The 18,341-nt window shown below is 72.4% G+C and carries 16 protein-coding genes; 3 read left to right on the top strand and 13 right to left on the bottom strand.

Features of this window, described 5'->3' with window-relative positions; translation table 11 throughout:
* Window positions 1–84: 84 nt before the first annotated feature.
* The 7 genes from pheT to infC form a co-directional block, all read right to left on the bottom strand.
* The gene (gene pheT / locus ACFYZZ_RS30925; protein ID WP_389182835.1) at window positions 85–2,598 is read right to left on the bottom strand and encodes a phenylalanine--tRNA ligase subunit beta; all 2,514 of its coding nucleotides are present in this window, start codon (window positions 2,596–2,598) and stop codon (window positions 85–87) included.
* Window positions 2,598–3,743 carry a phenylalanine--tRNA ligase subunit alpha gene (gene pheS, locus ACFYZZ_RS30920; protein WP_389182833.1) on the bottom strand — a complete coding sequence of 382 codons (1,146 nt, stop codon included), beginning with the start codon at window positions 3,741–3,743 and terminating at the stop codon, window positions 2,598–2,600. Before pheS ends, pheT begins: the two co-directional genes overlap by 1 nt.
* 128 nt (window positions 3,744–3,871) lie before the next feature.
* Window positions 3,872–5,011 (bottom strand): ATP-binding protein, encoded by a 1,140-nt coding sequence (locus ACFYZZ_RS30915; RefSeq protein ID WP_389182830.1) that lies wholly within the window; start codon window positions 5,009–5,011, stop codon window positions 3,872–3,874.
* A 50-nt stretch (window positions 5,012–5,061) separates the two neighbouring features.
* The gene (locus ACFYZZ_RS30910) at window positions 5,062–5,922 is read right to left on the bottom strand and encodes a TrmH family RNA methyltransferase (RefSeq protein WP_389182827.1); all 861 of its coding nucleotides are present in this window, start codon (window positions 5,920–5,922) and stop codon (window positions 5,062–5,064) included.
* A 93-nt stretch (window positions 5,923–6,015) separates the two neighbouring features.
* Complete coding sequence (gene rplT, locus ACFYZZ_RS30905; RefSeq protein WP_055492778.1) at window positions 6,016–6,399, bottom strand: 50S ribosomal protein L20; 384 nt, start codon at window positions 6,397–6,399, stop codon at window positions 6,016–6,018.
* A 98-nt stretch (window positions 6,400–6,497) separates the two neighbouring features.
* Window positions 6,498–6,692, bottom strand: a complete 195-nt coding sequence (rpmI, locus tag ACFYZZ_RS30900; protein ID WP_004933563.1) for a 50S ribosomal protein L35 — start codon at window positions 6,690–6,692, stop codon at window positions 6,498–6,500.
* A gap of 111 nt (window positions 6,693–6,803) precedes the next feature.
* Window positions 6,804–7,475 (bottom strand): translation initiation factor IF-3, encoded by a 672-nt coding sequence (gene infC / locus ACFYZZ_RS30895; RefSeq protein WP_389182825.1) that lies wholly within the window; start codon window positions 7,473–7,475, stop codon window positions 6,804–6,806.
* Between the two features lie 360 nt (window positions 7,476–7,835).
* Between infC and ACFYZZ_RS30890 the strand changes: the two genes are divergently transcribed.
* Window positions 7,836–8,192 carry a DUF1844 domain-containing protein gene (locus ACFYZZ_RS30890; protein ID WP_145881329.1) on the top strand — a complete coding sequence of 119 codons (357 nt, stop codon included), beginning with the start codon at window positions 7,836–7,838 and terminating at the stop codon, window positions 8,190–8,192.
* Window positions 8,193–8,234: 42 nt separating this feature from the next.
* On the opposite strand, the gene ACFYZZ_RS30885 is transcribed toward ACFYZZ_RS30890, so the two are convergent.
* Entirely contained in the window at window positions 8,235–8,966 is a 732-nt protein-coding gene (locus ACFYZZ_RS30885) for an SseB family protein (RefSeq protein ID WP_389182822.1), read from the bottom strand.
* A gap of 150 nt (window positions 8,967–9,116) precedes the next feature.
* On the opposite strand from ACFYZZ_RS30885, the gene ACFYZZ_RS30880 reads away from it, so the two are divergent.
* The gene (locus tag ACFYZZ_RS30880; protein WP_389182819.1) at window positions 9,117–10,073 is read left to right on the top strand and encodes a serine hydrolase; all 957 of its coding nucleotides are present in this window, start codon (window positions 9,117–9,119) and stop codon (window positions 10,071–10,073) included.
* Here the strand turns inward: ACFYZZ_RS30880 and mycP are convergent.
* Together mycP and ACFYZZ_RS30870 are read right to left on the bottom strand one after the other, a co-directional pair.
* The gene (gene mycP / locus ACFYZZ_RS30875; protein WP_389182816.1) at window positions 10,070–11,257 is read right to left on the bottom strand and encodes a type VII secretion-associated serine protease mycosin; all 1,188 of its coding nucleotides are present in this window, start codon (window positions 11,255–11,257) and stop codon (window positions 10,070–10,072) included. The genes ACFYZZ_RS30880 and mycP overlap by 4 nt on opposite strands.
* On the bottom strand, window positions 11,254–12,135 hold the full coding sequence (locus ACFYZZ_RS30870) for a hypothetical protein (protein WP_389182813.1): 882 nt from the start codon (window positions 12,133–12,135) through the stop codon (window positions 11,254–11,256). Before ACFYZZ_RS30870 ends, mycP begins: the two co-directional genes overlap by 4 nt.
* Window positions 12,136–13,711: 1,576 nt before the next feature.
* On the opposite strand from ACFYZZ_RS30870, the gene ACFYZZ_RS30865 reads away from it, so the two are divergent.
* Window positions 13,712–14,914: an amino acid deaminase/aldolase gene (locus tag ACFYZZ_RS30865; RefSeq protein ID WP_389182810.1), complete on the top strand. Its 1,203-nt coding sequence runs from the start codon at window positions 13,712–13,714 to the stop codon at window positions 14,912–14,914.
* A gap of 15 nt (window positions 14,915–14,929) precedes the next feature.
* Here ACFYZZ_RS30865 and ACFYZZ_RS30860 read toward each other — a convergent pair whose 3' ends face one another.
* The 3 genes from ACFYZZ_RS30860 to ACFYZZ_RS30850 are packed head-to-tail and all read right to left on the bottom strand — an operon-like array spanning window position 14,930 to window position 18,340.
* Window positions 14,930–16,162, bottom strand: a complete 1,233-nt coding sequence (locus ACFYZZ_RS30860; protein WP_389182808.1) for a haloacid dehalogenase-like hydrolase — start codon at window positions 16,160–16,162, stop codon at window positions 14,930–14,932.
* Window positions 16,163–16,187: 25 nt separating this feature from the next.
* A complete protein-coding gene (locus ACFYZZ_RS30855) occupies window positions 16,188–16,970 on the bottom strand; it encodes a 3-oxoacyl-ACP reductase (protein WP_389182805.1) in 783 nt (260 codons plus the stop codon).
* Window positions 16,967–18,340 carry an aldehyde dehydrogenase family protein gene (locus ACFYZZ_RS30850; protein WP_389182802.1) on the bottom strand — a complete coding sequence of 458 codons (1,374 nt, stop codon included), beginning with the start codon at window positions 18,338–18,340 and terminating at the stop codon, window positions 16,967–16,969. The genes ACFYZZ_RS30855 and ACFYZZ_RS30850 overlap by 4 nt, the downstream gene beginning before the upstream one ends.
* Window position 18,341: the final 1 nt, after the last annotated feature.

The raw sequence follows: 18,341 nt of genomic DNA, 5'->3' as shown, positions 1-18,341 counted from the left end.
CCCGATTCCCACCCGAACGAGTGAGAACCCCCAGGCCAACCCGCATTTATGCAGGTTGACCCGGGGGTTGAACTCCTCAGAGGGTCAGCCCCTCAGGACAGCACCCGTACGCTCGCCCGCCAGGGCAACAGCCGCATCCCGAGCGGCAGACGCCTCATCCACGGTCAGCGTCCGATCCCCCGCACGGAACCGCAGCGCATACGCCAGCGACTTCTTCCCGTCACCCAGCTGCTCCGCGTTCTCGTACACATCGAAGAGCCGAATGGACTCGAGCAGCTCACCCGCACCGGAACGCAGCGCCGCCTCGACCTCCGCGGCCGGCACCGGCTTGTCGACCACGAGGGCGACATCCTGCGTGGCGACCGGGAAGGACGAGATGGAGGGCGCCTGCGGAGCGCCGTCGCCCACCGCCTCCAGCGCGTCCAGGTTCAGCTCCATCGCGCAGGTGCGCTCGGGCAGGCTCAGCGCCTTGGTGACCCGCGGGTGCAGCTCACCGGCGTGGCCCACGACCTGCTCCGTGCCGTCGGCGACGACGAGCAGCTCGGCGCAGCGGCCGGGGTGCCAGGGACCGTACTGCCCCTTGCGCACGACCAGCTCCGCACCGGCCTCACGCGCGACGACGCGCGCCGCCTCGACCGCGTCGGCCCAGCCGGCCGGACGGCCGGCGCCCCACCAGCCGGCCTGCTCGCGGGCGCCCGCGAGGACGACGGCCACGTGCCGCGGCTGGTCGGGCAGCGCGGCGTTCAGCTCCGCGATCTCCTCGACGGTGGGACGCCGGTCCACGGGCAGGTGCCCGGCGACGCTCCGCTCCTCGCGGGGCTGGAAGACCAGGCCCGTCTCGAAGAGCGCCAGGTCGTGCGAGCCCCGGCCGTCGTTGCGCCGCAGGGCACCCAGCAGGCCCGGCAGCAGGGTCGTACGGAGCGCGGGCTCCTCGTCGTTGAGCGGGTTGACCAGCTTCACGACGCGGCGGGCCGGGTCGTCGGCCTCCAGGCCGAGCTGGTCGAAGACCTGCTCGCCGACGAACGGGTAGTTCGGCGCCTCGACGTAGCCCGCGCCGGCCAGCGCACGGCCGACCCGGCGGTGCAGCCGCTGGCGGTGGGTCAGGCCGCGGCCCGAGGGGAGCTTGGGCAGCGTGGAGGGCAGGTTCTCGTAGCCCTCCAGCCGGATGACCTCCTCGGCCAGGTCGTTCGGCTCCAGGAGGTCGGGCCGCCAGGACGGGACGGTGACGATCAGCTCGTCCTGCCCGTAGACGTCGCAGCCGATCTCCTGCAGGCGGCGGACGACGGTCTCGCGGCCGTAGTCGACGCCCGCGACCTTGTCCGGGTGGTTCGCCGGGATGGTGATCGTGTGCGGGGCGGAGGGCGCGCTGACCTCCGTGACGCCGGCCTCGGCGGTACCGCCCGCGAGCAGGACCAGCAGGTCCACGGTGCGCTGCGCGGCGGCAGCGGCGGCCTGCGGGTCGACGCCCCGCTCGAAGCGGCGGGAGGCCTCGGAGGACAGCTTGTGACGGCGGGCCGTACGGGCGATCGCAACCTCGTCGAAGTGGGCGGCCTCGATGACCACGTCGGTCGTGGCGTTCTCCACGTCCTCGTGGTCGGCGATCTCGGTGTTGGCGCCGCCCATGACACCGGCGAGGCCGATCGGGCCGCGCTCGTCGGTGATGACGAGGTCCTCGGCGTGCAGCTTGCGCTCGACGCCGTCGAGGGTGACGAGCTTCTCGCCCTCCTCGGCCCGGCGCACGCCGATCGTGCCCTGGACCAGCCTTCGGTCGTAGGCGTGCAGCGGCTGGCCCAGCTCCATCATCACGTAGTTCGTCACGTCGACGGCGAGCGAGATCGGGCGCATGCCGACCTTCTGCAGCCGGCGCTGCAGCCAGATCGGGGAGCGCGCCTCGGGGCTCAGACCGGTGACGGTGCGGGCGGTGAAGCGGTCGCAGCCGGCCGGGTCGGAGACCTGCACCGGGTAGCCGAACGCGTTCGGGCCGGGGACGTCGAGCAGCGCCGGGTCGCGCAGCGGCAGGCCGTAGGCGATGGCAGCCTCGCGGGCCACACCGCGGATGGACAGGCAGTCGCCGCGGTTGGCGGTGACGGCGATGTCCAGGACCTCGTCGACCAGCTCCAGCAGCTCGATGGCGTCCTTGCCGACCTCGGTCTCCGGCGGCAGCACGATGATGCCGTGGCCGCCGTCGTCGCCCATGCCCAGCTCCTCGGTGGAGCAGATCATGCCGTGGGACGTCTTGCCGTAGGTCTTGCGGGCGGAGATCGAGAAGCCGCCCGGCAGCGTGGCGCCGGGGAGGACCACGACGACCTTGTCGCCGACGGCGAAGTTGCGGGCGCCGCAGACGATCTCCTGGGGCTCGCCGGTGCCGTTGGCCTGGCCGACGTCGACGGTGCAGAAGCGGATCGGCTTCTTGAAGCCCTCCAGCTCCTCGATGGTCAGCACCTGGCCCACGACCAGCGGGCCCTTGAGGTCGGCGCCGAGGTGCTCGACGGTCTCGACCTCAAGGCCTGCGGAAATGAGCTTGGCCTGGACGTCGCGGCCGGTCTCCGTCGCCGGCAGGTCGACGTACTCCCGCAGCCAAGAAAGCGGGATCCGCATCAGATCTCCATCCCGAACGGCCGGGTGAACCGGACGTCACCCTCGACCATGTCTCGCATGTCTTCCACGTTGTGGCGGAACATCAGCATCCGCTCGATGCCGAACCCGAAGGCGAAGCCGCTGTACTTCTCCGGGTCGACGCCGCAGGCGGTCAGCACCTTGGGGTTGACCATGCCGCAGCCGCCCAGCTCGATCCAGCCCTCGCTGGAGCAGGTGCGGCAGGGGCGGTCGGGGTTGCCGACGGACTCGCCCTTGCAGACGTAGCAGAGCATGTCCATCTCGGCGCTCGGCTCGGTGAACGGGAAGAAGTTCGGCCGCAGCCGGGTCTTCATCCCCTCGCCGAACAGCGACTGGACCATGTGGTCCAGGGTGCCCTTGAGGTCGGCCATGGTCAGGCCCTCGTCGACGGCGAGCAGCTCGACCTGGTGGAAGACCGGCGTGTGGGTGGCGTCCAGCTCGTCGGTGCGGTACACGCGGCCCGGGCAGATCACGTAGACCGGCAGCTCGCGGTCGAGCAGGGAGCGGATCTGGACGGGCGAGGTGTGGGTGCGCAGCACGACACCGGACTCGGAGCCGCCGGAGCCCGCGGCGGAGCCGCTATCGGATGCGGTCTGCACGAAGAACGTGTCGGCCTCGCCGCGGGCCGGGTGGTCCGGGCCGATGTTCAGGGCGTCGAAGTTGAACCACTCCGCCTCGACCTGCGGACCCTCGGCGACCTCGTAGCCCATGGCCACGAAGATGTCCTCGATCCGCTCGGAGAGCGTGGTCAGGGGGTGCCGGGCGCCGGGCGGGACGCGGTCGTGGGGGAGCGTGACGTCCACGTCCTCCTCGACCAGCACGCGGGCGTCGCGCTCGGTCTCCAGCTCGCCCTGGCGGGCGGCGAGGGCCTTGTTCACCGCGCCGCGGGCCATGCCGACGCGTTTGCCGGCCTCGGCCTTGGCGTGCGGGGGCAGGGCGCCGATCTCGCGGTTGGCGAGGGCCAGCGGGGAGGCGGGGCCGGTGTGAGCGACCTTGGCCTCGTGGAGCGCGTCGAGGGAGTCCGCGGCGGCGAAGGCGGCGAGCGCCCCGTCCCGCATGCGCTCGATCTCTTCCGGTTTCAACGCCTCGACCTCTACAGGGTCGTACGACTTATTCGGTGCCGACATCTCTTCCCGTGCTTCCGATTGGCTGGCGGATGGTCCCCGTCACCGACTCGCGAGGGCCGCGTGAAGGACACAAAGGTGCCAAAGGCCGAGTCTAACGGGGTGGGGGTGGACGAATGGCCCGTGGGCCGCTAAGCGAGATACGCCGGGGCTGCCACGGGCAACGTAAATCGGAACTCGGCGCCGCCGCCGGTGGCGCGGCCGACCGTGATGAGGCCGCCGTGGGCCTCGACGATGCCCTTGACGATGTACAGCCCCAGCCCCGTGCCGCCGCGCTTGCTGCCCCGCCAGAAGCGGGTGAAGACGCGGTTCATGGATTCCTCCGGGATGCCGGGCCCCTCGTCGCTCACCGTGACCGACGTGCCGGTTTCCTCGCCTTCGCGCGGGGATGCCGAGGGCGTGACATCAATGGTGACGGTTCCCTCGCCGTGCCGCACGGCATTTTCCAGCAGGTTGCTGAGCACCTGGTCGACCTTGTCGGGGTCGGCCCACAGGGCGGGCAGCGGCTGCTCGATGCGCAGCAGGAAGCGGTCGGCGGGCTGCCCGGCGGCGACGTAGGCCTGGATGTGCCGGCCGACGGCCGCGCCTATGTCCACGGGCTGTCGTCTGACCTCCAGCCGCCCGCTGTCGATCCGGGAGATGTCCAGCAGCTCGGCGATGAGCCGGGTGACGCGGTCGGCATCGGCGTCGACGGTCTCCAGCATCAGCCGTTTCTGGTCGTCGGTGAAGCGTTCCCACTTGGCGAGGAGCGTGGCGGTGAAGCCCTTCACGGAGGTCAGCGGGGAGCGCAGCTCGTGGGCGACGGTGGCGATCAGCTCGGCGTGGCTGCGCTCGGTGCGGCGGCGGGCCTCGGTGTCCCGCAGCGAGACGACGACACGCTGCACGGCCCCGAGGGGTTCGGCGCGCACGTACCGGGCCGAGACCAGCACCTCCCGCCCGCCGGGCAGCAGCAGGTTGCGCTCGGGCTGCCGTACCCGGATGGCGAGACCGCCGTAGGGGTCGGTGAGCTGCCACCAGCGCCTGCCCTCCAGGTCCTCCAGGGGCAGGGCCTTGTCCAGCTGCTGTCCGAGGGCGTCGGCGGCACGGACGGCGGTGATGCGTTCGGCGGCGGCGTTGAAGCAGATCACCCGGCCGTGGTCGTCGGCGACGACCAGGCCGTCGGGCAGCTGGTCGGGGTCGATGCCGAGGCCGGTCCCGTCGCCGTGCCGGGGCGCGGGTGTGCGGCGCACGTCCCGCCCGTCCGGCGCAGTGCTGGTGCGGACCACACTCATCCCCGTACCTCACCTCTCAGAAGGCGCAGGGCCCCGAGCTGGTCACCTTACTAGCTCTCGGTGACGGAGCGGCACCCTCCGGAGGCGCGCTGTGCACGGGCCGAAGCATAGAGACATACGGCGGCGGCGGTGGCGAGGTTCAGGCTCTCGGCCTTTCCGTGGATGGGGACGCGGACGACGGCGTCGGCGAGGTCGCGGGTCTCCTCCGGGAGCCCCCAGGCCTCGTTGCCGAACACCCAGGCGGTGGGTCCGCCCATCGTGCCCTTGTCCAGTTCCTCGTCCAGGTCGCGGTCACCGGCTCCGTCGGCGGCGAGGATCCTGACGCCCGCGTCCTTCAGTCCCGCCACGGCGTGCTCGACAGGTACGCCGACGGCGACCGGCAGGTGGAAGAGGGAGCCCACGGAGGCGCGTACGGCCTTGGGGTTGTAGAGGTCGACGGAGGCGTCGGTGAGGACGACCGCCTCGGCGCCGGCGGCGTCGGCGCAGCGCAGCACGGTGCCGGCGTTGCCCGGGTCGCGGACGTGCGCGAGCACGGCGACGAGCCTCGGCCGGGCGGCGAGGACGTCCTCGAAGGGGGTGTCCAGGAACCGGCAGACACCGACCAGTCCCTGCGGGGTGACGGTGGTGGAGATGTCGGCGATGACGTCCTCGGAGGCGAGGTGCACCCGGGCGCCGGCGCCGCGGGCCTCTCCGATGATGTCGGCGTACCGCTCCGCGGCCTCCACGGTGGCGAACAGCTCGACGAGGGTCGCCTGCCCGCCGGCCCGATGCCCGGCGGCCTCCCGCACGGCCTGCGGCCCCTCGGCGAGGAACAGCCGGTCCTTACCCCGGAAGTTCCGCTTGGCGAGCCGCCGCGCGGCGCTCACACGGGCGGACCGGGGGGAGATCAGCTCGGGGCTGACGGGGGGCATGAAAGTCACCTCTGCTTCGAAACACAAGCGGACCCGCAGGCTTCCGCAGCCTGCGGGTCCCTTCAGTCACGTCGGCCTGGAGCCGGCGCGGCGTCACGCAGCCTTGGGGGCGTTCACGTCCGCCGGCAGGGCCTTCTGGGCGACCTCGACGAGGGCGGCGAAGGCACCCGCGTCGTTGACGGCCAGCTCGGCCAGGATCTTGCGGTCGACCTCGACGTTCGCGGCCTTCAGACCCTGGATGAAGCGGTTGTACGTGATGCCGTTGGCGCGGGCAGCGGCGTTGATGCGCTGGATCCACAGCTGACGGAAGTCGCCCTTGCGCTTCTTGCGGTCGTTGTAGTTGTAGACCAGCGAGTGGGTGACCTGCTCCTTGGCCTTGCGGTACAGGCGCGAACGCTGACCGCGGTAGCCGGAGGCCTGCTCGAGGATCGCCCGGCGCTTCTTGTGGGCGTTGACTGCCCGCTTGACGCGTGCCACTTGTTAACTCCTTGTAGCGGGGTCGTGGGGGTACTCACACGACCCGGAAACGATTGGGTCCCGGTCCAGACGTACGGCGCTCAGGCGGCGCCGCGACGTCACTTGCCGAGAAGCTTCTTGATCTTCGCGGCGTCGCCCGGGGCCATCTCGGCGTTGCCGGTGAGGCGACGCGTCACGCGGGACGACTTGTGCTCGAGCAGGTGGCGCTTGCCGGCGCGCTCACGGAGCACCTTGCCGGAGCCGGTGACCTTGAAGCGCTTGCTGGCACCGCTGTGCGACTTGTTCTTCGGCATAGCGCCGTTCTCTCCTCGTCGGTGGCGTTCCGGTGCCCGGTCGCGAAACCGGGCACGGTGGAACGTCGTTCTTGTATCGGTTACATCCTCGGAGACTCGCGTCCCCCGGGATCACGCCTCGGCGGAAGCCTCGGCCGGAGCCTCTTCAGACTGAGCGTCGGCGGCGTTCTGCGAACGACCGGGGTTCGCCTTCGCTTCGGCCTTGCGGGCCTCCTGCGCCTGACGCGCCTCGGCCATCGCCTCGGTCTTCTTCTTGTGCGGACCGAGAACCATGATCATGTTGCGGCCGTCCTGCTTCGGGTTCGACTCGACGAAACCGAGGTCCTGGACGTCCTCCGCCAGCCGCTGCAGCAGTCGGTAGCCGAGCTCCGGCCGGGACTGCTCGCGACCACGGAACATGATCGTGATCTTGACCTTGTCGCCCTGCTTGAGGAACCGGACGACGTGACCCTTCTTGGTGTCATAGTCGTGCGGGTCGATCTTCGGCCGGAGCTTCATCTCCTTGATGACCGTGTGCGCCTGGTTCTTGCGCGCCTCACGGGCCTTCATGGCCGACTCGTACTTGAACTTCCCGTAGTCCATGAGCTTGCACACGGGCGGACGGGCGTTCGCCGCGACCTCGACCAGGTCCAGGTCGTACTCCTGCGCAAGCTCCAGTGCCTTCGCGAGCGGGACAATGCCCACCTGCTCGCCACTGGGACCGACAAGTCGCACCTCGGGAACGCGAATCCGGTCGTTGATGCGGGGCTCGGCGCTGATGGATCCTCCTCGGTAGCACCACACGGCGGTCTGGCGGACAGCCGCGTATGTCTCTTTTCGTGAGACCTAACCGCGCCGAAGCACAAAAAATGCCCCGGACGATCACAGGCGGGGCTCCAAACAACAACCGGAGCACGCCGCGATGACCGCGGGGCGCACATCGGGCGGCTCCATCGTCCGTACGGAACGATGGTGGCCACCTGACCGGATGACCCGCCGTCCCTCAGGACGGTCAGGTGGGAGATCGGAGCCTCCACTTGTTGGCTGGGCACAGTCATGTCCAGCCGGTCGCCCACCAGATTAGCAGGATCGCTTGACAAGGGCTAATCGAGGCCGGACGGGGCTGATGAAGACAACCGCCCGCCCTCGCCTATCGTGTGGGGCATGAGTGAGACCCCTCCTGAGAACACCGACTTCGACGCGATGACCCGGGACATCGCCGAGGTCCCCGCCGTCGAGGTGATCGTGACGGTCGCCGTCAACCTGATGAGCGCCGCCGCCGTGAAGCTCGGGCTGAGCGAGGAGGGCGACAAGTACAAGGACCTGGACGAGGCCCGCAAGCTGATCACCGGTCTCGCCGGCCTGCTGGACGCGAGCGCGACCGAGATCAGCTCCTTCCACGCGGCCCCGCTGCGCGACGGCCTGAAGTCGCTGCAGCTGGCGTTCCGCGAGGCGTCGATCGTCCCGGACGAGCCGGGCCAGGGTCCGGGCGAGAAGTACACGGGACCGGTCTACGGCTAGACCGGCTCCCCGTCTACGGCTGACTGATCCCCGTACGACGACTCATCCCCGCACGAACAAGGGCTCGCCCGGAGGCGTGGTCCCGGCCGGCAGCAGTGCCAGGTCGAGGCCGCGCACCAGGCGGGCCCGCAGTGTTTCGTCGGCGGCCAGCCGCTCGGCGACCGCCCGGGCGGCCTCGGCGGGCGCGGCGGCCGGGTCGAGGACGAGGGCGAGGGTGCCGTCGGCCTGGCCGGGACCCAGGTGCGCGCGCAGGACGGCGGGTTCGGCGGCCACGGCGGCGCGGACGGCCTCGACGACGGCCGGGTCGGCGAGCGGGTCGGTGCTGGTCCGGCCCTCGGCGAGGGCGAGCAGCGCGGGGCCGGTCAGTTCGAAGGGCACCGGTCCGGCCAGGTCCAGGACGACCGTGTCCGCCTTCTCGTGCGCGGCGGCCTGCAGCGCCTGGTGCAGGGGTACGGCGACCGGGCGGCCCGCCGGATCCCAGCGGGCCAGGGAGTCGGTCGAGGTGAAGGCGGGCAGGGCGGTGCGGCCGCCTGCCTTCAGTGTGGGCACGGCCATGTCGCTGGTCTTCTCGCGCCGCAGCCCGTTCTCGTCCTCCTCGACCTCGCCGAGCACCGCGACCACGGGCACGAGCAGCCGGGCGCCCTTGAGCGCCTCCAGGACGGGCCCGACGGCGGTGCGGTCCTCGGCCCAGGCGGCGAGCGCGGCGCTCAGCCGGGGGTCGGCGGAGCCGTCGTCGTCGGAGAAGCCAGGGTCGGGAATGTTCTTGTTCGCCACGGTCACCGACCTTATAGGGGGGAAGCTTCTGGGCTTGTGCGGGGCCGGAAACCGGGCCGTCACCGACCTCACAGGAATCTCAGCATTCCCTGACGCAGATCTAACGTCCGTCTAACCGAGCGCACAGTCCTCGCCCCGAGCATCGCGGGCATGGAGTCCCCCAGAGCCAGTCGTCGCCGCCGTGCCCGCCGCTCCCGCCGCCCGCTGCTCTTCACCGCGCTCGCCGTGGTCGCCGTGAGCGGGGTCACGGCGGGCGGCACGGTCTATGTGAAGGCGCGGGCGCACTCCGGTGCCGGGGCCGTATCGTCGGCGGGGTCGCCGTCGGCCTCCTCCTCGGCCACGGCGGGCGAGGAGGCATCGGTGGAACCCGCGACTTCGCCGTCGGCCGTCGACCGGAAGGCGCTGCTGTCCAAGGCCATGGCCGCGCTGAGCGTGCCGTCCGGCGCCGAGGTGTCGGCGGCGGTGCTGGAGCTGGACTCCGGGGAGAGCGCCGGGTACGGCGAGGCTGCCTTCGACACGGCGAGCATCGTCAAGGTGGACATCCTGGCGACGCTGCTGCTGCAGGCGCAGGAGGCCGGGCGGCATCTGACGGCTGCCGAGAAGGCCTACGCCACGAAGATGATCGAGAACAGTGACAACGCGTCTGCGACGGCCCTGTGGCACACGATCGGGCGGGCGGACGGGCTGGACGCGGCGAACGAGCGGTTCGGACTCTCGGCGACCTCGGGTGGTGACGGTGAGCTGTGGGGGCTGACTCAGACCACGGCGGCCGATCAACTGGTGTTGCTTCAGCAGGTGTTCGGGGAGGATTCGGTGCTGAGCGCGGCCTCGCGGACGTATGTGCAGGGGCTGATGAAGGGTGTGGAGGCCGATCAGCAGTGGGGGGTTTCGGCTGCGGCCGTGGGGTCTTCGTGGGCGTTGAAGAACGGGTGGCTGGCGCGTAGTACGACCGGGTTGTGGGACGTCAACAGCATCGGGCGGGTGACGGTGGACGGCTCCGAGTACCTGGTGGCCGTGTTGTCCAAGGGGACGGTGAGTCAGGCGAAGGGGATCGCGTTGGTGGAGGCTGCCGCGAAGGCGGCGGTGTCTTCGTTCGCCTCGTCCTAGGTGGTTGTCCTGCGGTTTCTCCACAGGACCACGGCCGCCACCAGCAGGACTCCACCGATGCTGCCTGCCAGGGGGCCCGCCCAGTCGGAGGTGGACGTGCTGGACCTGGGAGTGTCCGGGCCGGGGCCGAAGTACTTCTTGTCGTACGACGCCGGGTCCAGGTGCTGTGGCTTGAGCCTGGCCGCTGCCTTGAGGGCTGCCGCGGGGTCGATCATGCCGAAGCCCCGGGAGTCGTCGCGGCCGCCCACCGGGGCGTCTCGGGCCGTGTCCTCGAGGAGCTTCTTGACCTGGGCCGGGGTCAGGGTGGGGTGGGCCGCCTTGATCAGGGCCGCGGCGCCCGAGACGAAGGCGGAGGCGGCCGAGGTGCCCCAGCCTTCGTAGTACTTGTGGTCGGGGTCGGCGATCACGACGTCCACGCCGGGTGCGCTGACGGCGGCGTACCAGCGGCGGGTGGAGAAGGAGGCGCGCGTGCCGAACTTGTCCACGGCGGTGGCGGCGATGACGCCCGGGTAGGCGGCCGGGTAGGAGACGTGGTCGCCCTTGTCGCCGCCGTTGCCCGCGGAGGCCACGACCACCACGCCCTTCTTCAGGGCGTACTGCACGGCCTCGTCCTCGCTCGGCTCCGGGTGGGCGGAGTTGGAGTCGTCGCCGAGGGAGAGGTTGATGACGTCGGCGCCGTGGTCGGCGGCCCAGCGGATGCCGTCGGCGAGGGCGTTGCCGCGGGTGGTGCGGGCCTTGGCGCGGGCGGGGTCGCCGTCCTCGAGGATCACCCGCACGGGCAGGATCTTCGCCTCGGGTGCGACGCCCATGACGCCCTCGGTGTTGCCGGGTCCGTGGCCGTGCCCGGCGATGATGCCGGCCATGGCGGTGCCGTGCCGGGCCCAGGCGCGGTCGCCGGCCTCGGCGCCGAAGCCGATCATGTCCTTGGTGGACAGGACGTTGCCCGCCAGGTCCGGGTGGTCGGCCTCGACTCCGGTGTCCAGGACGGCGACGGTGACGCCCTGGCCCTTGGTGGTGCGCCAGGCCTCGTCGAGGTGGAGGGCGGACAGGCCCCACTGCTGGGCGCGGATGCTGTCGGCGTGGGCCGCGGCGGACGGCAGCAGGACGAGGGAGCCGGCGAGCAGGAGGCTCACCGCCGACCCGGTCACTCGCATGCGGCGGTGGCCGCGCATCGGTCGCCTCATGAGGGTTTCTCCGTGGCCGAGCTGACGGTCTGGCGCAGTCGCCGTTCGACGCGGTCGGCCAGGCCCTGGGCCTCGTTGCCGAGACCGGCCTGGGCGGGTGCCGAGGTGGCGCCGGAGCGGAGGGCGTCCGCGGCGGGCTGGGGCGAGTCGACGGTACGCCCGTCGGCCCAGCCGGAGACGGAATAGGCGACGACGGGGGCGTCGGTGAGGACGGAGAGGGTCCAGCTGGCGCGCTGCTTGTCGCCGAAGCCGGCCGCGGCGGTGCCCTTGGCTGCGTACGGCCTGGGCATCAGGTCGCTGCGGCGGTCCAGGTGCTCGTCGCGGAAGCGGGCGGCGAGCGAGGACATGGCGGCGGAGTCGCCCTTGGTGAAGAGCAGGCCGACGGTGGTGACGTAGGTCTGGGTGGCATCCGTGTAGGTGGCGCGCAGGAGCCGCTGGCAGCCGACGGGGGCGAGCGCCTTGTGCAGCAGCGGGTCGAAGGCGTCGGCGCACTTGGTGTCCGGGGCGACGGCGATCCGTGTCCAGGTCCGGTCGGCACCGCCGGGTCCGGCACCGGTGCCCTGGAGGGTGGGCGGGAAGAGCCGGTCGACGGGCACGTTGTGCCACAGCGTCGCGGCCGCGGTGAACCCGTTTCCGGCCGGGCTGTCCCCACCGTCCCCGGTGAGCCAACTCCCGGTCACGGCACCGCCGATGAGGCCGAGTCCGAGGACCAGACAGGCGGCGGCAGCGGCGGTCCGGGAACCTACCCGCACGCCCAGCGGCCGCGCCCGCATGCGCTCGTCGTACCCCTCGGGCTCCCCGAACGACACGACGGGCCGAGCGGCGGCCCCGGCACTCCAGGAGAGCGCCGGGTCCGGCGAGGCCGACGGAGGGCTCACAGGGTGCGCGGGGTCGTTCGGACTCCAGGCACTGCGGAGGTCGCGCGCCGGGGGCCTGGGTGGTGGCAGCGGGGAGGCCGGGCGGGCACCGGCAGGGGCCTGCGCGGAGGCCGGACGGCCGACGGCCGACGTGGCCGCGGAGGCCGGACGGCCGGGAGCGGACTCCCCGGATCGGCCGGCGGCCGACGTGGCGGCAGAACCTGCACGGCCCGCAGACTCCGCCGCACGACCAGCGGCCGACGTGGCCGCAGAACCCGCACGGCCCGCAGACTCCGCCGCACGACCAGCGAACGGCGCGGACGCAGAACCCGCACCACCCGAAGCGGACTCCCCCGAACGCCCGGCGGCCGGCGTGGCTGCGGGGCCAGGGCGCTGCGGCTCGGCCGCCGACCGGATCGGCCGCAGCGGTGCCGTCGTCTCCGAGAGGGATTCCGCCGGCGCTGCGGGGCGGCGGGGCGGTGTGCCCGTGTACGGCGCCGCCACGGAATCGGCACGGCCGCGAGCGGACCCGTCCGGACGACCGGCCGGCGGCATGGCCGCGGAACCCGGGCGGCCAGGAGCAGACTCCGCCGAACGCCCCGCGGACGGCGTCGCCGCAGAACCCGGACGGCCCGGAGCAGGCTCCGCCGGACGACCAGCGAACGGCGCGGACGCAGAACCCGGACGGCCAGGAGCAGACTCCCCCGAACGCCCCGCACCCGGCGTCGCCGCGGGGTCAGGGCGCTGTGGCTCGGTCGGCGGGCGGAGCGGGCGGAGTCGGGTCGTCGTCTCCGTCAGGGAGTCCGTGGGTACTTCCGGGCGGGGCGGCATGGTTGTGGCGGCCCGTTCGGCGCGTGCCCTGCGGCCCGTGCTCGGTGCCGTGTCGGGGAGGCGGCCCGCGCTCGGCGGGGTGTCGGGGAAGCGGGCCGACGCGGGGGGCGGCGGCGGGCTCACCAGGTCGGGGGCCTCGGGTACGGCGGAGGGCTGGAAGGCGGTGAAGCGGGTGGGGCCTGCGCCGGAAGCCTGCCCCGGGTGGTCGGGCTGGTCCTCACCCGGCGCCCGTGTGGTCGCGTTCCGTGTGGCGCGGGGTGCGAAGACGGAGGGCTCTTCGTCGAGGTCCGCGGAGCCCGGTGCGGCCGGGATCGGCGCCGGTCCTGCGGAAAACGTCCGGTACCCGGCCGGTTCGCGGGGGCCCGTCGGTGCCGACGGTCCGGCCGTCGGCGCGCCTGCGGGCGTGGCCGGTGACGGGGGTTCGGGGGTGGGGCCGGGAGGGGGATTCGTCGGGCGTGGCGGTACGGGGGCGCGGCGCGCTTCCGTGCTCATGCACCCCCCGTTTCCTCGTGCCCGGGCCGTTTCCTCGTACGCGGGCCGTCGTTCTCCTCGGCCGCGCCCGGTGCGGAGACTCCGTCCGGGCACGCATACCCGTACGGCTGGACCGGCATCCCGGTTCAGGTGAAGTGGCCGGGCACGTTCCGCCGTACGTGCGCGTCACTCTACGGGTTGTCCGGGAGAGAAAGAGAACCAGTCCACGAGCCCGGGGGCATCTGCCCGGAACGTCCCCCTACCCTGCGGTAATCCTGTCTGGCAGGCTTCCGTCATGACTGCGCCTGCCGCTGATCGGGCCCGTTACGACCGGGCCACCGCGCATCTCGACGCCCCGCTGGCGATCGTGGACCTGGACGCCTTCGACGCCAACGCGGACGATCTGGTCCGCCGTGCCGCCGGAAAGCCGGTCCGGGTCGCGAGCAAGTCGGTTCGCTGCCGGGCTCTGCTGGAGCGTGTCCTGGCCAGGGACGGGTTCCAGGGCATCATGTCGTTCACCCTCGCCGAGTCGCTGTGGCTCGCGCGTTCCGGGTTCGACGACATCCTGCTGGCCTATCCGTCCGCGGACCGGTCCGGTTTCGCGGAGCTGGCCGCCGATCCCAAGCTCGCGGGCGCCGTCACCGTGATGATCGACGACGTCGCCCACCTCGACCTCATCGACGCGGCCCGCGACGGCGGGCGTGAAGTGGTGCGGGTCTGCCTGGAGTTGGACACCTCGCTGAAGCTGCTGGGTGGCCGGGTCCGGGTGGGTGCGCTGCGTTCGCCGCTGCACTCGCCCGCCCAACTCGCCGAGCTGGCCCGGGCAGTGGCCCGGCGGCCGGGCTTCAGGCTGGTGGGGATCATGGCGTACGAGGGGCACATCGCCGGGGTCGGGGACTCCGTGACGGGACGGCCGCTGCGGTCACGGGCGATCCGGCTGATGCAGGCCGCCGCGAGGCGTGAACTGGTCGAGCGGCGCGCCGCCGTGGTGCGGGCGGTGCGGGCCGTGGCGCCCGGCCTGGAGTTCGTCAACGGCGGTGGTACGGGCAGTGTGCAGCACACCGCCGCCGAGGACGCGGTCACGGAGATCGCGGCGGGCTCCGGTCTGTATGTGCCGCGGCTCTTCGACAACTACACGTCCTTCAGCGGCCGTCCGGCCGCCCTGTTCGCCCAGCCCGTCGTGCGGCGGCCGGGCGTGGGTGTCGTCACCGTGCTCGGCGGCGGCTATCCGGCCTCCGGCGCGGCCGGTCCCGACCGGCTGCCGGTGCCCTGTCTGCCGGAGGGGCTCAGGTACGACCCGCAGGAGGGCCCCGGCGAGGTGCAGACGCCGCTGCTGGGCTCGCCCGCCGACGATCTGCTGATCGGCGACAAGGTGTGGTTCCGGCACGCCAAGGCGGGCGAGCTGTGCGAGCGGTTCGAGGTGCTGCAGCTGATCGAGGGGGACGCGGTGACGGCGACCGTGCCCACCTATCGGGGTGAGGGGCAGACCTTCCTCTGAGGTCCGTTCAGCCGTTCAGTAGACCGTGTCGGACCGGTCCGGCACCAGCGAGCCGTCGGCGCGCCGGAGCGGTCCGAGCGTGCCGTCGGGGTCGGTGCGGGCGGTGGTCGCGCACGGGTACGGCTCAGGCCGGCGCGGCAGCGGGGCGATGAACATGGGGTTCACCAGCCAGTGGCCGTCGGCGTCGTCGTACGCCCGGCACATCAGCTCCGGCTTGTTGCGGTTGATCACGAGGTGAGCGCCGGTGGCGTCCCCGACGAAGGTGACGTCGGTGTCGGCGTCACCGGCCGCGAGCACGGGCCTGAGTTTCCAGGGCTGTTGTTCCCAGGCCGCGGCGCCCCGGACGCCGTAGACCTCCTGGTTGATCCAGCAGCGCTTGCCGTCGATGTACGGGATCACCGCGCCCCGGGTCGCCGGGACGCCGCCGCAGCCCTCGTTCCACACGGTGGTCCGGCCCCGGCGGTCCAGGACCGGGCGGATGGCGATGGTGTGGGCCGCGTCGACGCCGACCGCCCGGGACCAGACCTCGGTGACGGGTTCCGCGCCCGCGGAGACGACGTACACCTCGAAGCCGGCTCGCCGCAGGGTGCGGATCAGGTCGCGCTGCTGGTCGTAGTAGCGGACGTAGGCGGGGACCGTGTGGGTGCCGAGGGTGCGGGTCGCGCCGACGGGGGCGGTCAGGGCCTCGTGGCGGGCGGACCTGGCGTAGGAGGCGAGTTCGGCGGGGGTGCGGCCGGCGAAGAGCTGGGGGACCCAGGCGTACTGCGGGACCGTGCGCCGGTGGTTCCAGTGGCCGGCGAAGGCGGGGGCGCCGCTCGTCGTGGTGCCGGTCTCGCGGATCTGCACGATCTCGTCCGTGCAGCGGGGCTCGGAAGAGGTGCGCAGAGGTGCGCCCGCGCCGGTGCCGCAGGCGGCCGTGAGGGTGCGGTCGGCGGCGTCGGTCAGCCAGGCGCTGGTGTCCTTCCAGCGGGCGGGGCGCAGGAGCCGGTCGTGGCGCAGGGCCCAGGAGAGGGTGGCGTCGGTGACGTCGTTCTTGGTGACCGTGTTGTCCCAGTCGAACGTGGCCACCGCGCCCCGGTGACCGGAGCAGGTGCCGTGGGCGTCGATGACCTGCTGGAGGCGGGCGCGGTTGGCGCCGTACCAAGTACTGGTCAGCCGGGGGCAGTGGTGAGCGGCTGCCGGCGATGCGGTGGGCGCGGCCGCCAGGACGGCGGCCGCTGCCAGGGTCCACGCGAGGTGCTGTCGCATACGCGCGGACCGTACACCTTTGTCCCTACAGGGGCGTGACGTACGCGCCCGCGATTCCGCCGTCCACCAGGAAGTCGGTGGCGTTGACGAAGGAGGAGTCGTCGCTGGCCAGGAAGGCGACGGCGGCGGCGATCTCCTCGGCCTCGGCGAACCGGCCGACGGGGATGTGGACGAGGCGGCGGGCGGCCCGCTCCGGGTCCTTGGCGAACAGCTCCTGCAGGAGCGGGGTGTTCACCGGGCCCGGGCAGAGGGCGTTGACCCGGATGCCCTCGCGGGCGAACTGCACGCCCAGTTCGCGGGACATGGCGAGCACGCCGCCCTTGGAGGCCGTGTACGAGATCTGGGACGTGGCCGCGCCCATCCTCGCCACGAAGGAGGCCGTGTTGATGATGGAGCCCTTGCCCTGGCGGCGCATGTAGGGGATGGCGGCCTTGCAGCACAGGTAGACGGAGGTGAGGTTGACCTCCTGGACCCGCTTCCAGGCCTCCAGGCCGGTCTCCAGGATGGAGTCGTCGTCGGGCGGGGAGATACCGGCGTTGTTGAAAGCGACGTCGACGCTGCCGTAGGTGTCGTAGGCGGTCTTGAACAGCGCCTCGACCTGCTCGGGGTCGGTGACGTCGACCCTGACGAAGATCCCGCCGACCTCGTCGGCGGCGGCCTTGCCGCGGGCGTCGTCGACGTCGCCGCAGACCACGTGCGCGCCCTCGGAGGCGAGGCGGCGGGCGGCGGCGAGGCCGATGCCGCTGCCGGCTCCGGTGACGACGGCGGTACGGCCGACCAGGCGGCGGCAAACGATGGTGTCGGTCACAGTGCGGGGCCCTCCGTGCTGATGAAGACGTTCTTGGTTTCGGTGAAGGCGGTCAGGGCGTCCGGGCCCAGCTCGCGGCCGAGGCCGGACTGCTTGAAGCCGCCGAACGGGGTCCAGTAGCGGACGCTGGAGTGGGAGTTGACGGACAGATTGCCCGCGCGGACGGCCTGGGAGACGCGCAGGGCGCGGCCGACGTCCCGGGTCCAGATGGAGCCGGAGAGGCCGTAGGGGGTGTCGTTGGCGAGGCGGATCGCGTCCTGTTCGTCGGTGAAGGGGAGGAGGACGGCGACGGGGCCGAAGATCTCCTCGCGCGCCGCCGCGCTGTCATGGCGCTCCCCGGTGAGGACGGTCGGCGGGAACCAGAAGCCGGGTCCGTCGGGGGCGCTGCCGCGCAGCGCGGGGGCGCCCTCGGGGACGTACGCCCGTACGCGGTCGAGCTGCTGACGGGAGATCAGCGGGCCCATCTGGGTCTTCTCGTCGGCCGGGTCGCCCACCACGACGCCGGCCAGCGCGTCGGCGAGGAAGTCGCGGGCCTCGTCGTACACCGACTCCTGGACGAGGATCCGGGTGCGGGCGCAGCAGTCCTGGCCGGAGTTGTCCAGGAAGGAGAAGGGATCGAGGGCGGACTTGAGGTCGGCGTCGGCGAAGACGACGTTGGGGCTCTTGCCGCCGAGTTCCAGGGTGACCGGCTTGACGAGCTTCGCGCAGCGCTCCATGACCTCACGGCCGGTGCGGGTGGAGCCGGTGAACACGATCTTGGCGACGTCGGGGTGGTCGACCAGGGCGCGGCCCGCGGTGTGGCCGTAGCCGGGGAGCACCTGGAACACCCCCTCGGGCAGGCCCGCCTCCAGGGCGAGTTCGGCCAGTCGCAGCGCCGTCAGCGGGGTGGTCTCGGCGGGCTTGAGGACGACCGCGTTGCCCGCTGCGAGGGCCGGGAAGGAGCCCCAGGCGGCGATCGGCATGGGGAAGTTCCAGGGAGCGATCACGCCGACGACGCCCAGGGGTTCGTGGAAGGTGACGTCCCAGCCGCCGGGGGCGGGGATCTGCCGGCCGAGAAGGCGCTCGGCGCCGCCGGCCGCGTACAGCAGCAGGTCGCGGGCGTTGCCGGCCTCCCAGCGGGCGTTGCCGAGGGTGTGGCCGGCCTCGCGGACCTCCAGCCGGGCCAGTTCGTCGATGTGGGCGTCGACCACGTCGGCGAAGCGGCGCAGCCCGCGGGCGCGGTCGGCGGGAGGGAGGGCGGCCCACTTCTCCTGGGCGCGCGAGGCCCGTACGACGGCCGCGTCCACCTCGGCCGCGTCGGCGGCGGGGACGGTGGCGACGACCTCCTCGGTGGCGGGGTTGAGGACCTTCAGCTCGTGCGGGTCGGACACG

Source organism: Streptomyces sp. NPDC001816 (assembly GCF_042892235.1).
Classification (GTDB): domain Bacteria; phylum Actinomycetota; class Actinomycetes; order Streptomycetales; family Streptomycetaceae; genus Streptomyces.
This window is presented reverse-complemented; position numbering and strand designations above follow the sequence as displayed.